We start from the raw sequence: 15,984 nt of genomic DNA on the forward strand, positions 1-15,984 counted from the left end.
CCTCGAAGACCTCCCGCCCTTCCTCGGCGGCGGCGAGATGATCGAGACCGTCTCGATGCACTCCTCGACGTATGCCCCCGCCCCGCACAAGTTCGAGGCCGGCACGCCCCCGATCGCCCAGGCCGTCGGCCTGGGTGCCGCGGTGGACTACCTCACCTCGATCGGCATGGACAACATCGCCCGCCACGAGCACGCGATCACCGAATACGCGGTCCGCAGGCTCCAGGAAGTCCCCGACCTGCGCATCATCGGCCCGACCACGGCCGAGGACCGCGGAGCGACGATCTCCTTCACCCTCGGCGACATCCACCCCCACGATGTCGGCCAGGTACTGGACGAACAGGGCATCGCGGTCCGCGTGGGACACCACTGCGCACGGCCCGTCTGCCTGCGGTACGGAATTCCCGCGACCACCCGAGCGTCGTTCTATCTGTACTCCACCCCCGGCGAGGTCGACGCGCTGGTCGAGGGCCTGGAGCACGTACGGAACTTCTTCGACGCGGATTTCCTTGGCTGACGGTGTGTCATGGAACGGCCTCGGATGGACGGTTCGCCGTTCCTTCCCGGCCATTGCCGTCCACACGGTCACGTCCCGGACCGTGACGCGCTAGACATGGTGACGACCAGTCAGTCAACAGGAGGGAACCGCTGTGAACGGCTTTGTCACCAGGAGCGCGAAGGCAATGCTCGCTCTCTCCGTCGCGGCCGTGCTCGGCACGGCGGGCATGGGGACGGCGCACGCACAGGAGCGTGCGGGGAGCACCGGGACGGCGCGCACCGCGGCCGACGCGGTGAAGGCCATGGTGGGCGAGCGCGGCGCACAGGCGAGACCGGACGGCCGCGTGGTCTGCTACCGCGCCCACGTCGCCGGCATCGGCTGGCAGAGCCCCGTCTGCAACGGCCAGGTGGCGGGTACCACGGGGCAGAGCAGGGCCATCGAGGCGCTGGAGGTCTCGACGTCCGGTGTCGGCGGGATCTGTGTGGAGGCACACGCCGCCGACATCGGGTGGCAGGGCATACGCTGCGGCGGCGATCTGCAGAACGTCACCGTGGGCACCACGGGCGAGTCGCGGCGCATGGAAGCCCTCTGGCTCAGCCCCCGCTCGGGTTCGGTGAGCGCCCAGGCCCATGTGCAGAACTACGGCTGGATGGGCTGGCAGAGCGGCAACTCGGTGACCGTCGGCACGACGGGAGCCTCGCTCCGGCTGGAGGCGGTCCAGATCACCGTCTGATGCTGTGAAAGGAGCGCCGTGCTTTCTTGAGCACGGCGCTCCGCATTCTTGATCTTGCCTGTGCACCCGGGGGCGGTTAGCGTGCTGTCGGGCTGCATTGCACATGGTTCCAGGGGGAGTTGGGTGATGCGCATAGCTGTGATGGGCAACGGGGCGTCGAGGTCGAAGGAGGCGATCCCCGGCCGCCGCCCGGGGCGCCACACGTGAAGCCCGGCGACAGCGGCATGACCTTCGACGTCCGCCGGCTCGGTCCCGGGGATCTCGGGCTGCTGCTCGACCTCCAGGAGAGGGTCGGCTCGGCCTTGCCCGACCCGTCCGTCTTCCAGACCAGCACGCCCGAGTTCATCGCGTACTGCCTTGCGGACGGCGGCCGTTGCTACGGCGTCGTGCGTGACGGTGAGACCGTCGCGTACCGGATCGTCTACTTCCCCCGCGATCGCGAGTTCAACCTGGCGAAGGACACCGCGCTGCCGCCGGCCGAGTACCACCGCGTCGGTCACTGGGACACCGTCGCGGTGCTGCCCGAGTGGCGCGGTTTCGGACTGGCCCGGCTGATGAACACGCGCGCCCTCGCCGAGCTGGCGGACGCCGACATCCGGCATCTGTTCGCCACCAGTTCACCGGCCAATCCGCACGGTGTGCGCACACTGCTGGAGGCGGGCTTCCAACCCGTAGCTCTTGTAAGAAAGTTCGGCGGCAGGCTGCGGTTCCTGCTCTACCGGCCCAGCCCGGCCCGATGGCCCGCGGCCCCCGGAGGCCTGCCGGAGAGGACCGTCGCATGCTCGGCCACCGGCGAACTGGAGCGCGCCTTCCAGGAGGGCTGGACCGGCACCGGCATCGTCCTTGGCGAACCGGGCCACCCGCGGCTGCGCATGCGACGCCTCCCCCTGCCGTTCGGCGACGGCCCGCGCTGACGGCCGTCCACGGCGCGCCGGTGGTCACCTTGCCCCGATCGGCATACACGCATGGTTCAACGGGCGTTGAAATATGGGTCCTTGGCGGCGTAGAGTCCGAGGGGTGTTCGCGGGCACGCGTGTGCCCGGAAGTCACCGGCCATGGAGGCGCACATGCCGAACGGATCCGACGACGGGGCGTTCTCCCCCGGAAACATCGACTTCAACGCTTTCTACCGAGGGGGAGCCGCGCTGCCGGGGACCGGCTTCGTCCTCGACGTGGTGCCGTGGGGCATCGACGGACCGCAGCCGGTCCTGGTCGCGCTCGAGGAGAGCGGGCGGCTGTCCGGCGACATCCTCGACGCGGGCTGCGGGCTCGGCGAGAACGCGCTCTACCTCGCCGGGCGCGGCCACCGGGTGACCGGCTTCGACGCCGCGTCCGGGGCGCTGGAGCAGGCGCGGGCGCGCGCCGCCTCCCGCGGTCTCGACGTCACGTTCGTCCAGGCCGACGCCACCACCCTCGACGGCGTCCAGCAGCAATTCGACACCGTCGTCGACAGCGCGCTCTACCACTGCCTCGACGGCGTCCAGCGCACCGCGTACTCCGCTGCGCTGCACCGCGTGACCCGCCCGGGCGCACAGCTGCACCTCTTCTGCTTCGCCGACGTCACGTGGCCCGGCTTCAGCCTGCCCGTGATGACCGTCTCCCAGGACGACCTGCACGCACACCTGGACGAGCACTGGCAGATCAGCGGGATCGAGCTCATGGACTATGCCACGGCCTTCACGCGTCAGTACCTCCAGGAACACCAGGCGGACCTGGAGAAGGCGGGTATCAGTGTCGAGCCCGGTGCGCTGCGCACCGACGACGCGGGCAGGGCGCTGGCCCCCATGTGGAAACTGCACGCGGTGCGCCGGTAGTCACCGGCCTCATCTCCGTGCGGCCGCATGCCGGGCCACGCACGCGGCGATGGCGGGGACCACCCCCGTCATCGCCGGGCGCCAGGCCGGGACGGCGTTGACCTCGCAGACGGTGTAGGAGTCGTCGGCGCCGAAGAGGAGGTCCACCCCCGCGATGGCGAGGCCGACGCTCTTGGCGGCCTGGACCGCCAGCGCCTCGGCCTCGGGGTAGCGGCCGTGGCAGAGTTCGGCGCGGCCGCCCCGCGCGAGGTTGGAGGCGAGGGCCCCGTCCCGGGACGTGCGCACCTCCGCGGCGACCGGCTCGCCGTCCACGACGACCACGCGCAGGTCACGGCCGTGGGACGGGGCCACGTACTCCTGGAAGAGGTAGGGCACCTCCTGCGCGAGGCTTCCGGCCACGTCGTGCAGCATGCGGGTGTCCTGGGCGAGGAACACCCCGTTGCCGCCCAGCCCGTTGACGGATTTGACCACGCACGGCATGTCGGGAGCGGCGCTGCGGACGACACCCGGTAGGGGAGCGGTGGCGTACGACAGGGAATCGGGCACGGGCAGCCCGGCCAGGGCCAGCTCCTGCAGCTGCCAGAACTTGTTGTGGCACGTGAGCTGGGCCTCCAGCGGGTTGAGGAGCACGGCGCCCATGCGCTCCAGGTGCCGCAGGAGGGTCACCTCGCGGTCGTGGTGCTGGGTGCCGGGCACCTGGCGCACGCAGACCACGCTCGGCGCGGGCACGTCCAGGCCGGCCAGCGTGCGCAGGAACAGCCTCCCCTCGCGCACGCCGAAGAGCAGCTCGTCGGTGTGCCAGACGGCGAACCGCGGCCCGTGGATCTCCCCGAGCGCGGCGGCCAGTTCCCCGGTCGAGCGCTTCAGGGGCATCGGGTGCGCCCGCACCAGCATCCACACATCGGCGGGATTGCGGATCACCGACTGCGCCATCTGCCTGCCTTCGTTCCGTCAAACGCCAAGGACCTGCAAGAACCTCTCCCCGGACCTCTGTTTCGAAACACGCGGCCGAAAGAGGGCCGTCGGGCGGCGCCGGGGCTTCTCGGCGGCCTCGTCCCCGGCTACGGTGCCCCGCGCCCGGCCGTCGAACGACGGTGACCTTCGGACCCAGGGAGGGAGGCGGGCATGACCGACGGCACGCTCTACGAGAGCATCGGCCCGGGATACGCCCGCACGCGCCGCCCCGACCCGCGCATCGCCGCACGCGTCCGCAGCGCTCTGCGGGGCGCCCGGACCCTGCTCAACGTGGGAGCGGGGACCGGCAATTACGAGCCCGACGACCGCACCGTCGTCGCGGTCGAGCCCGCCGCGGCGATGCTGGCCCAGCGGCCGCCCGGCGCCGCCCCGGCCGTACGGGCCGTGGTGGAGGCCCTGCCCTTCGGCGACACCGCCTTCGACGCGGCGCTCGCCACCTTCACCGTGCACCTGTGGCACGACGTGGCCGCGGGCCTGGCCGAGCTGCGCAGAGTGGCCCGGCGGCAGGTCATCCTCATGACCGAACCGGAGATCGGCCGCCGGTTCTGGCTGACCCGCTACTTCCCCGAGACGCTCGCGCTGCCCAGCGAGGCCCACGCCCCCGCCGTCGCCGACATCGGAGAGCACCTGAGCGTATGGGCGGTCGAGGCCGTACCGGTGCCCGCCGACTGCACCGACGGGTTCGTCGGCGCCTACTGGAACCGGCCGGAGGCGTTCCTCGACCCCGCCGTCCGCGCGGGGATGTCCATCCTCGCCCAGCTGCCGCCCGCGGCCGCCGCGCGCGGGGTCCGGCGGCTGCGGACCGACCTCGCGCGCGGTACGTGGGACGCCCGGTACGGACACCTCCGCACGCTGCGGACGTACGACTACGGCTACCGGCTCGTCGTGGCGGGCGAGCAGGACTGAACCGGCTTGCCCTTGCCGTACAGCCATGTGGCGAGGGCGGGCCCCGGGTCCCTGGGGGAGACCGTACGGGCCAGGGAGGTGAACTCTTCGGTCGTGCCGTGCCCGTCGCGGTGCCGCCCGGCCCAGGCGCGCAGCAGGCGGAAGAACGCCCGGTCGCCGACGACGGTGCGGACCGCGTGCAGCGCCATCGCCCCGCGGTCGTAGACGGGGGCGTCGAAGAGGTGGCTGAAGTCGCCGGGGGCGGCGGGCGGGAAGGCCCATATGGGATCGTTCGCCGGCTTGGCGCAATAGGCGTCGAACGCCTGCTGGGCGGGGATCCCGCCGTGCTGCTCGGCCCACAGCCACTCCGCGTAGGTGGCGAAGCCCTCGTTGAGCCACACGTCCTGCCACCGGGCGAGGCTGACGGAGTCCCCGAACCACTGGTGCGCCGTCTCGTGCACCAGCGTGACGATCTCGGGCGCGTGGGCGTACAGCGGTCTGGTCTGCGTCTCCAGGGCCGTGTACGGGATCTGTGGCGCGTGGTCCACGATCGCGCCGGCGGCGCCGAACGGGTAGGGGCCGAAGAGCCGGCTCTCCCAGTCGACGACCTCCGGCAGCCGTTTGAGCACAGGGGCCGAGGCGGCCGCCTCGCGCGGGTCCACCGCGGTGAAGACCGGCAGCCCCGAGGGCGTGCGGTAGCTGTCGGTGCTGAACTTCCCGATGGTGGCCGTGGCGAGATAGCCCGCCATCGGCTCGGGGCTGTGCCAGCGGAAGGTGGTGCGGCCCTGCCGGGTGCGCTGTCCGGCGAGCGTGCCGTTGGCGACCGCGGTGTAGCCCTCGGGCACGGTGATGGTGAAGTCGAACGCGGCCTTGTCCAGCGGGTGGTTGTTGAGCGGGAACCAGGTGCGGCTGCCCTGCGGTTCGCCGGCCACGAAGGCGCCGTCGTCGGTGATGTTCCAGCCGTCGTACGGATCCCCGGGCACGTTGATCGCCTGCGGGGAGCCGTCGTAGGCCACCGTGACGTCGAAGACCTCGCCGCGGTGCAGCGGGGTGCGCGGGGTGACGATCAGCTCCTGGCCGACGCGGTGGAACGCGGCGGGCGCCGCGCCGACCCGCACGGACCGGACGGTGAGCCCGGACAGGTCCAGGTCGAAGCGGGAGAGGTTCTGGGTGGCGCGCGCGGTGACCACCGCCCGACCGTCGAGATGGGTGTCGGCCGGTGTGTAGTCGAGGGTGAGGCCGTAGTGCAGGGCGTGGTAACCGCCGTTGCCGTCCAGGGGGAAGAACGGGTCACCGAGGCCGGGGGCCCCGGCCGAGGGCGGGTCGGGCGGCGGGCCCGCCGGGGCGGGCCCTGTCGCGGCGGTCAGGGCGACCACGGTGGTGAGGGAGACGAGAGTGCCACGGAAAGCGTTCACGGACCTTCCTTCCGGTCGTCGGCGCCGACGTGACACTGCCCGTCCCGGCGCCTCAGAACGCGGAGTTGGCGAACCAGCGTGTCAGCAGGTCCTCGTTCCCGGACACCTCGAAGGCGTCCGAGGAGCGGTCCCGGCGGCCGTACACGAGCAGCAGCAGGTCCGCCGCGGTGCCCTGGACGGTGGCGTCGGCGTGCGCGTCGGCCGCGTCCGGTTCGAGCCCGAAGCCGTCGGGGCGCAGGCGGACCAGCCAGTCGCCGCCGGTGTCGGTGCTGTGGAAGCGCAGGGTCTCGCCGTCGCCCCGCAGGTCGGCCACCTTGGGGGCGAAGAAGGCCGCGTACGGCAGGTTGACCAGGAACTCGTCCACGGCGTCCGTGGCGAGGGCGCTGTCGATCACGGACGGGACGCCGGCGGCGGCTTCCGCGTCCGTGCGGTGGACCAGCGTCTCGATCATCATCCGCCGCACCCAGAACCTGGCGTGCTGATCGGCGCCCCACGCCCACATCGGCGCATCCGCGTCGACGGTCGTGAACGCGCTCGCCGCCACGTCGGCGCTCGCGGTGAGCCAATCGGCGTAGCCGTCCTCGCGGTCCGGGAGATCCAGCTCCACGTCACGGCTCTGCGGCCGTTCCTGGACGCACTGGCGCAGGAGGGCGGAGAACCAGCGCTGCACGCTGCCGGTGTGCTTGACGAGGTCGGCGAGCGTCCAGCCGGGGCAGCCGGGCACCGGCGTTGCCAGGTTCGCGCCCTTGACCATGGCCACCATCCGCGCGGTGTCCGCCGCGATCGCCTCGCGGTGGACGGCGGGGGCGGATGCCCGGCCCGAATGATTCGACATATCCATATTTTGCCGCGCTTTCCTGAGCCTTCGACCCGGCGTTCCGACGGGCCGGGCCTCTGCGCGCAGCCTGCCACAGGCCCGGGGAGCCCTCACGCCCGGGACCGCCCGGGTCGCCTCCGCGGCGCGGTCATCCCTCCAGCACCGCGCCCGCGAGGTCGAGTCCCAGGTCGTGGGTGCGGTGGACCGGGAGGCCGACGTCGGTGTACCAGTCGTCGGTGGCCTCCGGGTGCGGCCCCACGACCCCGACGCGGCCCGCGCCGAACGGGGTGACGAGCGCGGCGACCGTGCCGTTGGTGTAGGTGGCCAGGACCGTCGCGTCCGCGCCGCTGTCGAGCAGGAACTGCGGGCCGTCCTGGAAGAACAGGGTGCGCCGCAGGCCGCGCCAGTCCACGTCGACCAGGGTGTTGCTCTCGTCGTGGACCGTGGCGCCCGGCGAGCCGATGTACTGGTCGGTGTCGCCGGGCAGCAGGCCGAACCCCGGGGTGGCCCCGGCCAGATAGCCGCCGAGGCAGAAGCCCAGATAGCGGCCGCCGCCGTGGACGTAACCGCGGATCGCGTCGCGCTGCCGCCTGAGGTGCCGGAAGGCGTGGGACAGCGTGCCGCCGCCCGGCTGGGCGTACACCCAGGCCCGCGCCAGCGATTCGGCCGACAGGGGCACCGCCTCGCGCGGGCCGGTGTAGCGGATGTCCAGGTCCCACGGCCCGGCGGCGAGCAGCTCGGCCACCGCTTCGGGGCAGCCGGGCAGGGTGGCCGGTCCGCGGTAGACCAGCGCCAGCGGGCGCTGCCCGGCGGCCGGGACGGGGGCGTGGCCGGGAGCGCGGTCGGGGGTGCTCCGGGTGCCGAAGGCCCGGCGGAGCGAGTCGAGGATGCCGTTGGGTGCCATGAGTGCCTCATCGCCCCGTGCCGAAGCGGCGGCTACCGGCGGCGGGGTCCGGGCGCGGGCTCACGGCGGGCGTCCCGGTGGTTCACGCCCTGGGCCGGGATGCCGCGCCAACTCGTGCCCGGCGAGAGGTACTCGCCCTTCATCAGCAGCGACAGCGCGTCGAGCCAGACGCCCTCGCCGACCACACCGTCGTAGAGCACGATCGCCCGGGTGCCGATGCTGGTGCCCGCCTGGACGGTGACCGTCGACATCTTCATGACACGGTCTTCGAACAGGTGTGTCTGCAACGATACGCCGGTGCCCACCGCGGCGTCGTCGCCGATGTCCACCAGGTCGAACTCGGTGAGGTAGGTGGTGCTGATCCAGGTGCGCCTGCCGATGCGGGCGCCGAACCAGCGCAGCACCGGCGGCAGGAACGGGGTCCCGGTCAGGGTGCCCACCCCGGCCGGTACGGCGGCCGCCTCGAAGAGGCCGGTCACGAACTCCGTACGCCGTACGAACCAGCTCCACAGCGGCTCGACCCGCGGCCGGTAGACCCCGGCGACCAGGCGCTTGACCACCGCGCAGTACGCGATCACCGCGAGCCCCGCGCTCATCAGCAGGACCGGCGACGCGAGGACGGGAAGCGCCAGGCCCGGCAGGCGGACCACGTCGGACAGCGTCAGCACGTACAGGAAGGCGCTCGTGCCCAGCACGGAGGCGGGCATGGTGGCGCGGAAGAACTCGATGCCCAGCCGCCGGCGCACCGCCTTCCGGGTCGGCGCGAACGTCAGGTCCTCGGGGAACGAACCGCTGCTCTGGCGCACCGGCAGGTGGATCGCGGGCGACCCCAGCCACGAGGTGCCCGCGGGCACGCCGTCCAGCGGCGGTACGGTGCCCACGCCGACCAGGGAACCCGGGCCCGTCCGGGTGCCCGCCGGTACGAACGCGGCATTGCCGACGAACGCCCGCCGGCCCACCTCGGTGGGCCCGAACGAGACCCGCCCGGCCGCGAAGGAGGCGGCGCCGACGCTGGCCATGTCCGCGACGAAGCTGCCGTCGCCGAGGGTGAGCAGGTCCGGGTCCAGGTGCGCGGCGGTGGAGACCTCGGCGCCCCGGCCGATCCGCGCGCCGAGGAGCCGCAGCCACGGCACGGTGTAGAGCGTGGCGTAGAGCGAGTTGGTGAACGTCAGGCTGAACTCCAGCAGCTTGTCCGCCATCCACTTGCGCACGCCCAGCGCGGACCGCAGCGGGCGGACACCGACCGGCACCGTCGGCAGGACCAGCCGCTTGCCCACGGCGACCACGCAGCACACGGTCAGCACGTACACCGGGCCCGACAGCGCCGAGACGAGGAGCGCCGCCCAGCTGTCCCAGGCCAGCAGGGCCCACCAGACCAGCACCAGGCCCGGCATGATCACCGCCGGCACGACGGTCTCCAGGGCCGTGAGACCCAGCAGCGCCGCGGCGAAGTGGCGCGGCCGCCACTGGCCCACGTCGCCGTCGGCGCGCAGCATGGCCTCCACCTCGGGGGCCAGCGCGTCGGTCGGGCCCGGCGGCGACCCTGCCCAGCGCGCGCCGGAGGGGATCGCCTCGCCCTGGCCGATCACCGACTGCTCGCCGAGCCCCGACCCGGCCTCCATGCGGGCGCCGGGTTCGAGCACCGCGTTGGCGCCCACGTAGCACCGCGGGCCGATCTCGATCGGCGCGACCGTCACCCACCCGTCCGCCACCCGCCACGGCCGCAGGGTGGCGCCGTAACCGACCGAGGAATCCCCGCCGATGCGCAGCAGCGCGGGCACGGCCACGGCGTTCGTGGCGATCGTGGTACGGGGCCCGACGCGCGCGCCGAGCAGGCGCAGATACGCGGCCATCATGGGCGAACCGCTCAGCACCGGCAGCGGGCTGACGCTCAGCAGCAGGCCCAGCGCCCACAGCCGGAGGTACGTCATGCCCCACAGCCGGTAGCGGCCCGGCCGGATGCCCGCCGCCAGCGGGCGCGCGAGCACGACCGGCACGATCCAGCGCACACAGAAATAGCTGATCAGCACGCCGACCCCGGCCTGCACGGACGACCGGAAGGAGAGCTGGCCCCCGTTCCGGTCGAGCACCCAGGCCAGCGGCAGTGTGAAGGAGAGCAGCAGCAGATAGATCACCCCCGCCTGGACCGCCCCCGCGGCCGCGATCCGGCCGCCGCCGTGGCGGATCGGCTCCGGCCGTGGCGGCCCGGCAGGCTGCGCGGTGTCCGGCGCCGTGCCCAGCAGGGCCGCGAGGCCGCGCACCGTCGGGTTGGCGTAGAGGTCGCGCAGGGTCGGCGTGCCGATGCCCCGGCCGCGCAGCAGCGACACGACGCGCGCCGCGAGCAGGGAGTGGCCGCCGAGATCGGTGAAGAAGTCCGCCTCCGCCGACAGCGACGCGGGCCCGACGCCGAATGCCTCGGCCCAGGCGTCCCGTACCTGCTCCTCCAACTCGCCTTGTGGTGCCACCACTTGGCCGCCGCCTGCCAGGCGGCGGCCGGTCGGCGCGGGCAGCCGCCGCCGGTCCACCTTGCCGCTCGGCATGGCGGGCAGCTCGGCGAGGATGTCGAGGAAGGACGGCACCATATAGGCGGGCAGCCTGCGCCGCGCGTGCTCGTGCAGCCGGGAGACGAGCGCCTCGTCCGTGTCCGAACCGTCCACCGAGCGCACCACGTAGGCGGACAGCTCGCCGGTGCCGCCCTCGGCGCCCGGCGCGGGCACCAGAGTGGTGGCCGCCTCGGCCACGCCGGGGTCCTCCAGCAGCACGTTGTCGATCTCGCCGAGGTCGACCCGGTGCCCCCGCACCTTCACCTCGGCGTCGGCCCGGCCCAGGTACTCGAACTCCCCGTCCGCGGCCCTGCGGCCCAGGTCGCCCGTGCGGTAGAGCCTGCCGCCCCCCGGGGCCAGCGGGTGCTCGACGAACCGGTCGGCGGTCAGCTCCGGCCGCCCGACGTAACCACGGGCGACACCGGGGCCGCCGACACAGATCTCCCCGACCGCGCCGTCGGGCACGGGCACGCGCCGCTCGTCGAGCAGCACCACCGTGTAGGTGGGCAGTGGTCTGCCGATGGTCACGGGCCGGCCCGGCAGCAGCTCCCCGCAGGTCGCCGTGACGGTGGCCTCGGTCGGCCCGTAGGTGTTGAGGATGCGTCGCCCCGGCCTGCTCCACCGCTCCACGAGCCGGGCCGGGCACGCCTCGCCGCCGACCATGATGCCGCGCAGGCGCGGCAGGTCGCGGGGGATCGTCGCCAGCAGCGTCGGCACGCAGTACAGCACCGTGATCCCGCGCTCCTCCAGCCAGTCCGCGAGCTCGGCGCCGAACCGCCCCGAGCCGGACGGGCCCGCGACGAGCGTCGCGCCGACCGCCCACGTCGGCCAGATCTCCTCGATGGAGAAGTCGAAGGAGATCGTCATGCCCTGATGGACCCGGTCCTCGGGCCGTACGTCGTACAGCCCGGGGACGACGCGCAGGAAGTTGCAGATGCTCGACTGGGTGATCTGCACGCCCTTGGGTCTGCCGCTCGAACCGGAGGTGTACATGATGTATGCGAGCGGGTCGTCCTCCTCCCGGCCCGGCGGCAGGCGAGTGCGGGGTGCCGCTGCGAGCTCCCGCGCGCACGCGTCGAGGCCGAGCACGCGGCGGGCGAGCCCCGCGGTCCCCTGCGCGGCATCGGACGCGGTCAGCACCAGGTCGACGTCGGCGTCCTCGGTGATGTAGGCGACCCGGTCCGGTGGGGAGTCCGGATCGATCGGCACGAACGTCGCACCGGCCTTGCCCACCCCCAGCAGGGACGCGTACATCTCCACCGACCGCGGCACCAGGAGCGCGACCCGCGACCCCGGGCCGATGCCGAGGCCGCGGAGGTGGTGCGCGAGCCGGTTGGCGCGGGCGTCGAGCTCGGCGTAGGTCAGCCTGTGCCGCTCGCACTCCAGCGCCGTGGCCGACGGCGAGCGGTCGCAGGCGGACTCGAACACGAGGTGCAGTCGCCCCGCGCCTGTGACCGGCCTGAAGGTGGCCATGCTTCCATGGCAGCGCCGATCACGGGTGATCGCATCCCTGGGCGGACCTCCGGCCGTCCCACCGTTGCCGCCTGCGGCGGGAGCTCCCTCCGGGAGCGTCCTCAAATTCCCCCAGCTACCGCTGGGAGGTGCCCCCACGGGCTGAATCGCGCACCCCGATCCCCCAAGCACGTCCCTAGCCGCAACGCACCGTTCATGACAGCCTGATGGGCCCGAGGCGACCCAACGCGCCCCACCCATACGGGAGATGTCATGGACCCCACGGAGGGCGGACGCCCCGCCACCCCTCCGCTCCGATTACGTGTCAACGGACAGCACCACGACCTGCCCGCGGACCCGCGCACGACCCTCCTCGACCTGCTCCGCGGCCACCTGAACCTGACCGGCGCCAAACCCGGCTGCAATCACGGCACTTGCGGCGCCTGCACCGTGCACCTCGACGGGCGGCGCGTGCTCTCCTGCCTGATCCTGGCCGTCACCGCGGCCGGCAGTGACGTCGTCACCGTCGAAGGGCTGGCGGGCGAGGCCCTGCACCCCGTCCAGCGCGCCTTCATCGAGTACGACGCCCTCCAGTGCGGCTACTGCACCCCCGGCCAGATCATGTCGGCCGACGCCTGCGTACGCGAAGGCCACGCGCGCACCGACGACGAGATCCGCGAGTACATGAGCGGCAACCTGTGCCGCTGCGCCGCCTACCCGAACATCGTCGCCGCCGTCGCCGCGGCCGCCGAGGAGATGTAGCCGTGCGCCCCTTCGCCTACAGCCGCGCCGGATCCCTCGACGAAGCGGTACGGGCCGCCCGCGAACCCGGCGTCGCCGTCCTCGCCGGCGGCACCACCCTCGTCGACCTGATGCGGCTCGACATCATGCGGCCCCGGCGCCTCGTCGACCTCGGCGGCCTCGCCGAGCTCCGCACGACCGACACCCGCGGCCCCGTACTCCGCTTCGGCGCCCTCGCCAGGATGGCCGACGTGGCGGAGGACCCGGACCTGGCACGGGACCACCCCGTGCTCACCGAAAGCCTGCGGCAGGCCGCCTCGCAGCAGTTGCGCAACGTGGCGACCGTCGGCGGGAACATCCTGCAGCGCACGCGGTGCGCCTATTTCCGCGACGGCGTCTCGCCCTGCAACAAGCGCGCACCGGGCACCGGTTGCGCCGCTCTCACCGGCGTCAACCGCGAACACGCCGTGCTGGGCGCGTCCGACGCCTGTGTCGCCGTCTATCCGGGGGACTGGGGCACCGCGCTCGCCGCCCTCGACACCGAGATCGAGCTCGTGTCCCCCGAAGGCCGCCGCACCCTGCCCTTCGAGCAGCTGCACCGGCCCTACGGCGACCGCCCCGACCGGGAGACGGTGCTGCGCCCCGGCGAGATCGTCACCGCGATCACCGTGCGCGCCACCCCGGCGGGCCGCCGCTCCACCTTCCTCAAGGTGCGGGACCGGGCGAGCTACGCCTTCGCCGTCGCCTCGGCCGCCGTCGCCCTGGAAATGGCCGGCGACACCGTGGTGGACGCGCGGATCGCGGTCGGCGGAGTCGCCACCCGCCCCTGGCGCAGCAGGGAGGCGGAGGCCGAGCTGACCGGCCGCCCGCTGACCGGGGCGGCCGCGCGCCGCGCCGGGCGGGCCGCCTTCGCCGGTGCGCGCGCCCTCGGCGGGAACGCCGTCAAACTGCGCCTCGGCCCGCGCGTCGTGGCCGAAGCCCTCATGATCGCGAGTCGGAAGGAGCGGCACCGGTGAAGGACGTCGTGGGAGCTCCCGTGGTGCGCGCGGACGCGCTCGCCAAGGTCACCGGCGCCGTGCGCTACGCGGCCGACGTCCCCGAGCCGGACGCCGCCCACGCCGCGCTCGTCACCGGCACCGTCGCCCGCGGCCGTATCGTCGCCCTCGACACGGCGGCCGCCGAGGCCGTGCCCGGCGTACGGCTGGTGATCACCCACCGCAGCCCCGAGGCGAAGCTGCCGCCCGGTGGGTTCCTCGGCGCCGGCGAGGAGTTCCAGTCCAGCGTCAATCCGCTGGCCTCCGACGAGATCCACTACACGGGCCAGATCGTCGCCCTCGTCGTCGCCGACTCGGTGGAGGCGGCGGAGGAGGCCGCGCACCGCGTCACGGCGGAGTACGAGCCCCGGCCCGCCCACGCCACGCTGGCGGAGGAGATGGCCGGCGCCCGGCTGTGCGAGGACCTGTCGATCGAGGTCGGGGACACCGAACGGGCGCTGGCCGAGGCGCCGTTCGTCGTCGAGGCGGAGTACACCACGCCCGCGATGCACCACAACCCCATCGAGCTGTACTCCACCACCGCGGCGTGGTGCGACGGCGTGCTGACGGCGCACGTGCCGTCCCAGTCCGTCCAGAGCACCCGGGCCGCCCTGGCCCTGATGTTCGGCCTGCCGGTCGGGAGCGTACGGGTCCTCAGCCCGTACGTCGGCGGTGGCTTCGGCTGCAAGGCGTCGGTGCTCTGGCACACGGTCCTCGTGGCGGCCGCCGCGCGCAGCCTGGGGCGGCCGGTGAAGCTGATCGTGCCGCGGGAGCAGATGTTCACCGTCGGATCGTTCCGCCCGCAGACGCGCCACCGGGTCCGGCTCGGCGCCGCGCGGGACGGCCGCCTGCTCGGCTACGAGCACCACACCTGGTGGCAGAACTCCCGGGCCGACGTCCTGCCGCTGCCCGGGGCCGAGTCCACAGCCCGGCTCTACACCTCCCCGAACATCAGCACCCGCGAGTACGTCGTGCCCACGGACGTCAACACACCCGGTTTCATGCGGGCCCCCGCGGAGTTCCCCGCCGCCTTCGCGCTGGAGAGCGCGCTGGACGAACTCGCCGAAGCCCTGGGCACGGACCCGCTCGAACTGCGGCTGCGCAACGAACCCGCGCGGGACCCCGTCACCGGACTGCCCTTCAGCAGCCGCTCGATGGAGGCGTGCCGGCGGCGCGGCGCCGAGCTCTTCGGCTGGTCCCGGCGCGACCCCCGGCCGGGCTCCATGCGCGACCGCGACGGTCTGCTGATCGGCTGGGGGTGCGCGTCCTCCTGCTACCCCGTCCTCCGGACCCCCTCCCGTGCCCGCGTGCGGCTCACCGCCGGCGGCCGCGCGGAAGTCCTCGTCGCCGCACACGACTTGGGCACCGGCGCGTACACCGTGCTGGCCCAGATCGCCGCACAGGAACTGGGCCTGCCGGTCACCGGCGTGACCGTCCGGCTGGGCGACAGCGGCCTGCCCGCCGGGCCGATGTCCGCGGGCTCCATGACCACCGGGTCGGCGGGCTCGGCCGTGCGGGCCGCGGCCCGGGCCGTGCGCGACCGGCTCCCGGCGACGGGCACCGTCGCCGATCCGCCCGGCGGGGTGCTGGAGGCCGAGGCGGCGTGGGCGCCGCCAGAACTCGACGCCGAGGCGGCCCGCCGGGGACTGGACGCCGAAGCGCGCGGATTCGCGCAGGCGGGCGCGGTCAGCGCCACCCATGCGATGTTCAGCCACGGCGCCCAGTTCGTGGAGGTCCTCGTCGACCCTGGAACGCGCCGCATACGGCTCGGCCGGATGGTCGGCGTCTTCGCCTGCGGACGGATCATCAACCCCCGTACGGTCAGGAGCCAGTTGGCGGGCGGCATGATCTGGGGCGCGGGTCACGCGCTGCTGGAGGAGACGCAGGTGGACCCGGCCCTCGCCCGGTTCACCAACACCGATCTCGGCGGCTACCACATCGCCTGCAACGCCGACATCGGCGAGGTGACCGTGGAGACGGTCGACGAGACGGACGAGGTGGTCAACCCCCTCGGGGCAAAGGGGGTGGGTGAGATCGGCGTGGTCGGCACGGCGGCGGCGGTGGCGAACGCGGTGCGGCACGCGACGGGGATACGGGTGCGCGAGCTTCCCGTGCTCGTCGACGACGTCCTGCCACCGCGCTGACGCGCTGTGTCTCCTCACTCGCCGCCGG

Annotated in this window: 13 protein-coding genes; 8 read left to right on the forward strand and 5 right to left on the reverse strand. The window is 73.4% G+C overall.

Annotated features, from left to right (window positions below):
• The 4 genes from ABD269_RS09785 to ABD269_RS09800 all read left to right on the forward strand — a co-directional run.
• On the forward strand, positions 1-517 hold a 517-nt coding region (locus ABD269_RS09785), incomplete at its 5' end, for an aminotransferase class V-fold PLP-dependent enzyme (protein ID WP_344117374.1).
• A 166-nt stretch (positions 518-683) separates the two neighbouring features.
• Positions 684-1,232 carry a hypothetical protein gene (locus tag ABD269_RS09790; protein WP_344117375.1) on the forward strand — a complete coding sequence of 183 codons (549 nt, stop codon included), beginning with the start codon at positions 684-686 and terminating at the stop codon, positions 1,230-1,232.
• Positions 1,233-1,435: 203 nt separating this feature from the next.
• Positions 1,436-2,146: a GNAT family N-acetyltransferase gene (locus ABD269_RS09795; RefSeq protein ID WP_344117376.1), complete on the forward strand. Its 711-nt coding sequence runs from the start codon at positions 1,436-1,438 to the stop codon at positions 2,144-2,146.
• 153 nt (positions 2,147-2,299) lie between these two features.
• Positions 2,300-3,046, forward strand: a complete 747-nt coding sequence (locus tag ABD269_RS09800) for a class I SAM-dependent methyltransferase (RefSeq protein ID WP_344117377.1) — start codon at positions 2,300-2,302, stop codon at positions 3,044-3,046.
• Positions 3,047-3,055: 9 nt separating this feature from the next.
• Here ABD269_RS09800 and ABD269_RS09805 read toward each other — a convergent pair whose 3' ends face one another.
• Positions 3,056-3,979, reverse strand: coding sequence for an ATP-grasp domain-containing protein (locus tag ABD269_RS09805; protein ID WP_344117378.1), 924 nt, complete (start codon positions 3,977-3,979; stop codon positions 3,056-3,058).
• 192 nt (positions 3,980-4,171) lie between these two features.
• Here ABD269_RS09805 and ABD269_RS09810 point away from each other — a divergent pair, with 192 nt between their 5' ends.
• Complete coding sequence (locus ABD269_RS09810; RefSeq protein WP_344117379.1) at positions 4,172-4,927, forward strand: class I SAM-dependent methyltransferase; 756 nt, start codon at positions 4,172-4,174, stop codon at positions 4,925-4,927.
• Here the strand turns inward: ABD269_RS09810 and ABD269_RS09815 are convergent.
• The 4 genes from ABD269_RS09815 to ABD269_RS09830 all read right to left on the reverse strand — a co-directional run bounded on the left by ABD269_RS09815 (position 4,894) and on the right by ABD269_RS09830 (position 12,058).
• Positions 4,894-6,321, reverse strand: coding sequence for a M1 family metallopeptidase (locus ABD269_RS09815; RefSeq protein ID WP_425572865.1), 1,428 nt, complete (start codon positions 6,319-6,321; stop codon positions 4,894-4,896). The two genes, ABD269_RS09810 and ABD269_RS09815, sit on opposite strands and share 34 nt — an antisense overlap.
• Positions 6,322-6,373: 52 nt before the next feature.
• Entirely contained in the window at positions 6,374-7,156 is a 783-nt protein-coding gene (locus tag ABD269_RS09820; RefSeq protein ID WP_344117380.1) for a maleylpyruvate isomerase family mycothiol-dependent enzyme, read from the reverse strand.
• A gap of 130 nt (positions 7,157-7,286) precedes the next feature.
• Positions 7,287-8,042, reverse strand: coding sequence for a BPL-N domain-containing protein (locus ABD269_RS09825; protein ID WP_344117381.1), 756 nt, complete (start codon positions 8,040-8,042; stop codon positions 7,287-7,289).
• A gap of 32 nt (positions 8,043-8,074) precedes the next feature.
• Positions 8,075-12,058, reverse strand: a complete 3,984-nt coding sequence (locus ABD269_RS09830) for a Pls/PosA family non-ribosomal peptide synthetase (protein WP_344117382.1) — start codon at positions 12,056-12,058, stop codon at positions 8,075-8,077.
• Positions 12,059-12,310: 252 nt separating this feature from the next.
• Here ABD269_RS09830 and ABD269_RS09835 point away from each other — a divergent pair, with 252 nt between their 5' ends.
• Genes ABD269_RS09835 through ABD269_RS09845 form a run of 3 tightly spaced genes read left to right on the forward strand, consistent with a single transcriptional unit; the run spans position 12,311 to position 15,956 of the window.
• Complete coding sequence (locus tag ABD269_RS09835) at positions 12,311-12,799, forward strand: (2Fe-2S)-binding protein (RefSeq protein ID WP_344117383.1); 489 nt, start codon at positions 12,311-12,313, stop codon at positions 12,797-12,799.
• A 2-nt stretch (positions 12,800-12,801) separates the two neighbouring features.
• Entirely contained in the window at positions 12,802-13,794 is a 993-nt protein-coding gene (locus tag ABD269_RS09840) for an FAD binding domain-containing protein (protein WP_344117384.1), read from the forward strand.
• Positions 13,791-15,956, forward strand: a complete 2,166-nt coding sequence (locus ABD269_RS09845) for a xanthine dehydrogenase family protein molybdopterin-binding subunit (RefSeq protein WP_344117385.1) — start codon at positions 13,791-13,793, stop codon at positions 15,954-15,956. The genes ABD269_RS09840 and ABD269_RS09845 overlap by 4 nt, the downstream gene beginning before the upstream one ends.
• Positions 15,957-15,984 lie beyond the last annotated feature (28 nt).

This window comes from Streptomyces blastmyceticus, from assembly GCF_039521185.1.
GTDB classification, from domain to species: Bacteria; Actinomycetota; Actinomycetes; order Streptomycetales; family Streptomycetaceae; genus Streptomyces; species Streptomyces blastmyceticus.

Bases quoted from the DNA above. Each gene is read 5' to 3' on its own strand.
- ABD269_RS09820 (WP_344117380.1), bottom strand. From the start codon at position 7,156: ATGTCGAATCATTCGGGCCGGGCATCCGCCCCCGCCGTCCACCGCGAG.
- ABD269_RS09800 (WP_344117377.1), top strand. From the start codon at position 2,300: ATGCCGAACGGATCCGACGACGGGGCGTTCTCCCCCGGAAACATCGAC.
- ABD269_RS09810 (WP_344117379.1), top strand. From the start codon at position 4,172: ATGACCGACGGCACGCTCTACGAGAGCATCGGCCCGGGATACGCCCGC.
- ABD269_RS09825 (WP_344117381.1), bottom strand. From the start codon at position 8,042: ATGGCACCCAACGGCATCCTCGACTCGCTCCGCCGGGCCTTCGGCACC.
- ABD269_RS09830 (WP_344117382.1), bottom strand. From the start codon at position 12,058: ATGGCCACCTTCAGGCCGGTCACAGGCGCGGGGCGACTGCACCTCGTG.
- ABD269_RS09805 (WP_344117378.1), bottom strand. From the start codon at position 3,979: ATGGCGCAGTCGGTGATCCGCAATCCCGCCGATGTGTGGATGCTGGTG.
- ABD269_RS09835 (WP_344117383.1), top strand. From the start codon at position 12,311: ATGGACCCCACGGAGGGCGGACGCCCCGCCACCCCTCCGCTCCGATTA.
- ABD269_RS09790 (WP_344117375.1), top strand. From the start codon at position 684: ATGCTCGCTCTCTCCGTCGCGGCCGTGCTCGGCACGGCGGGCATGGGG.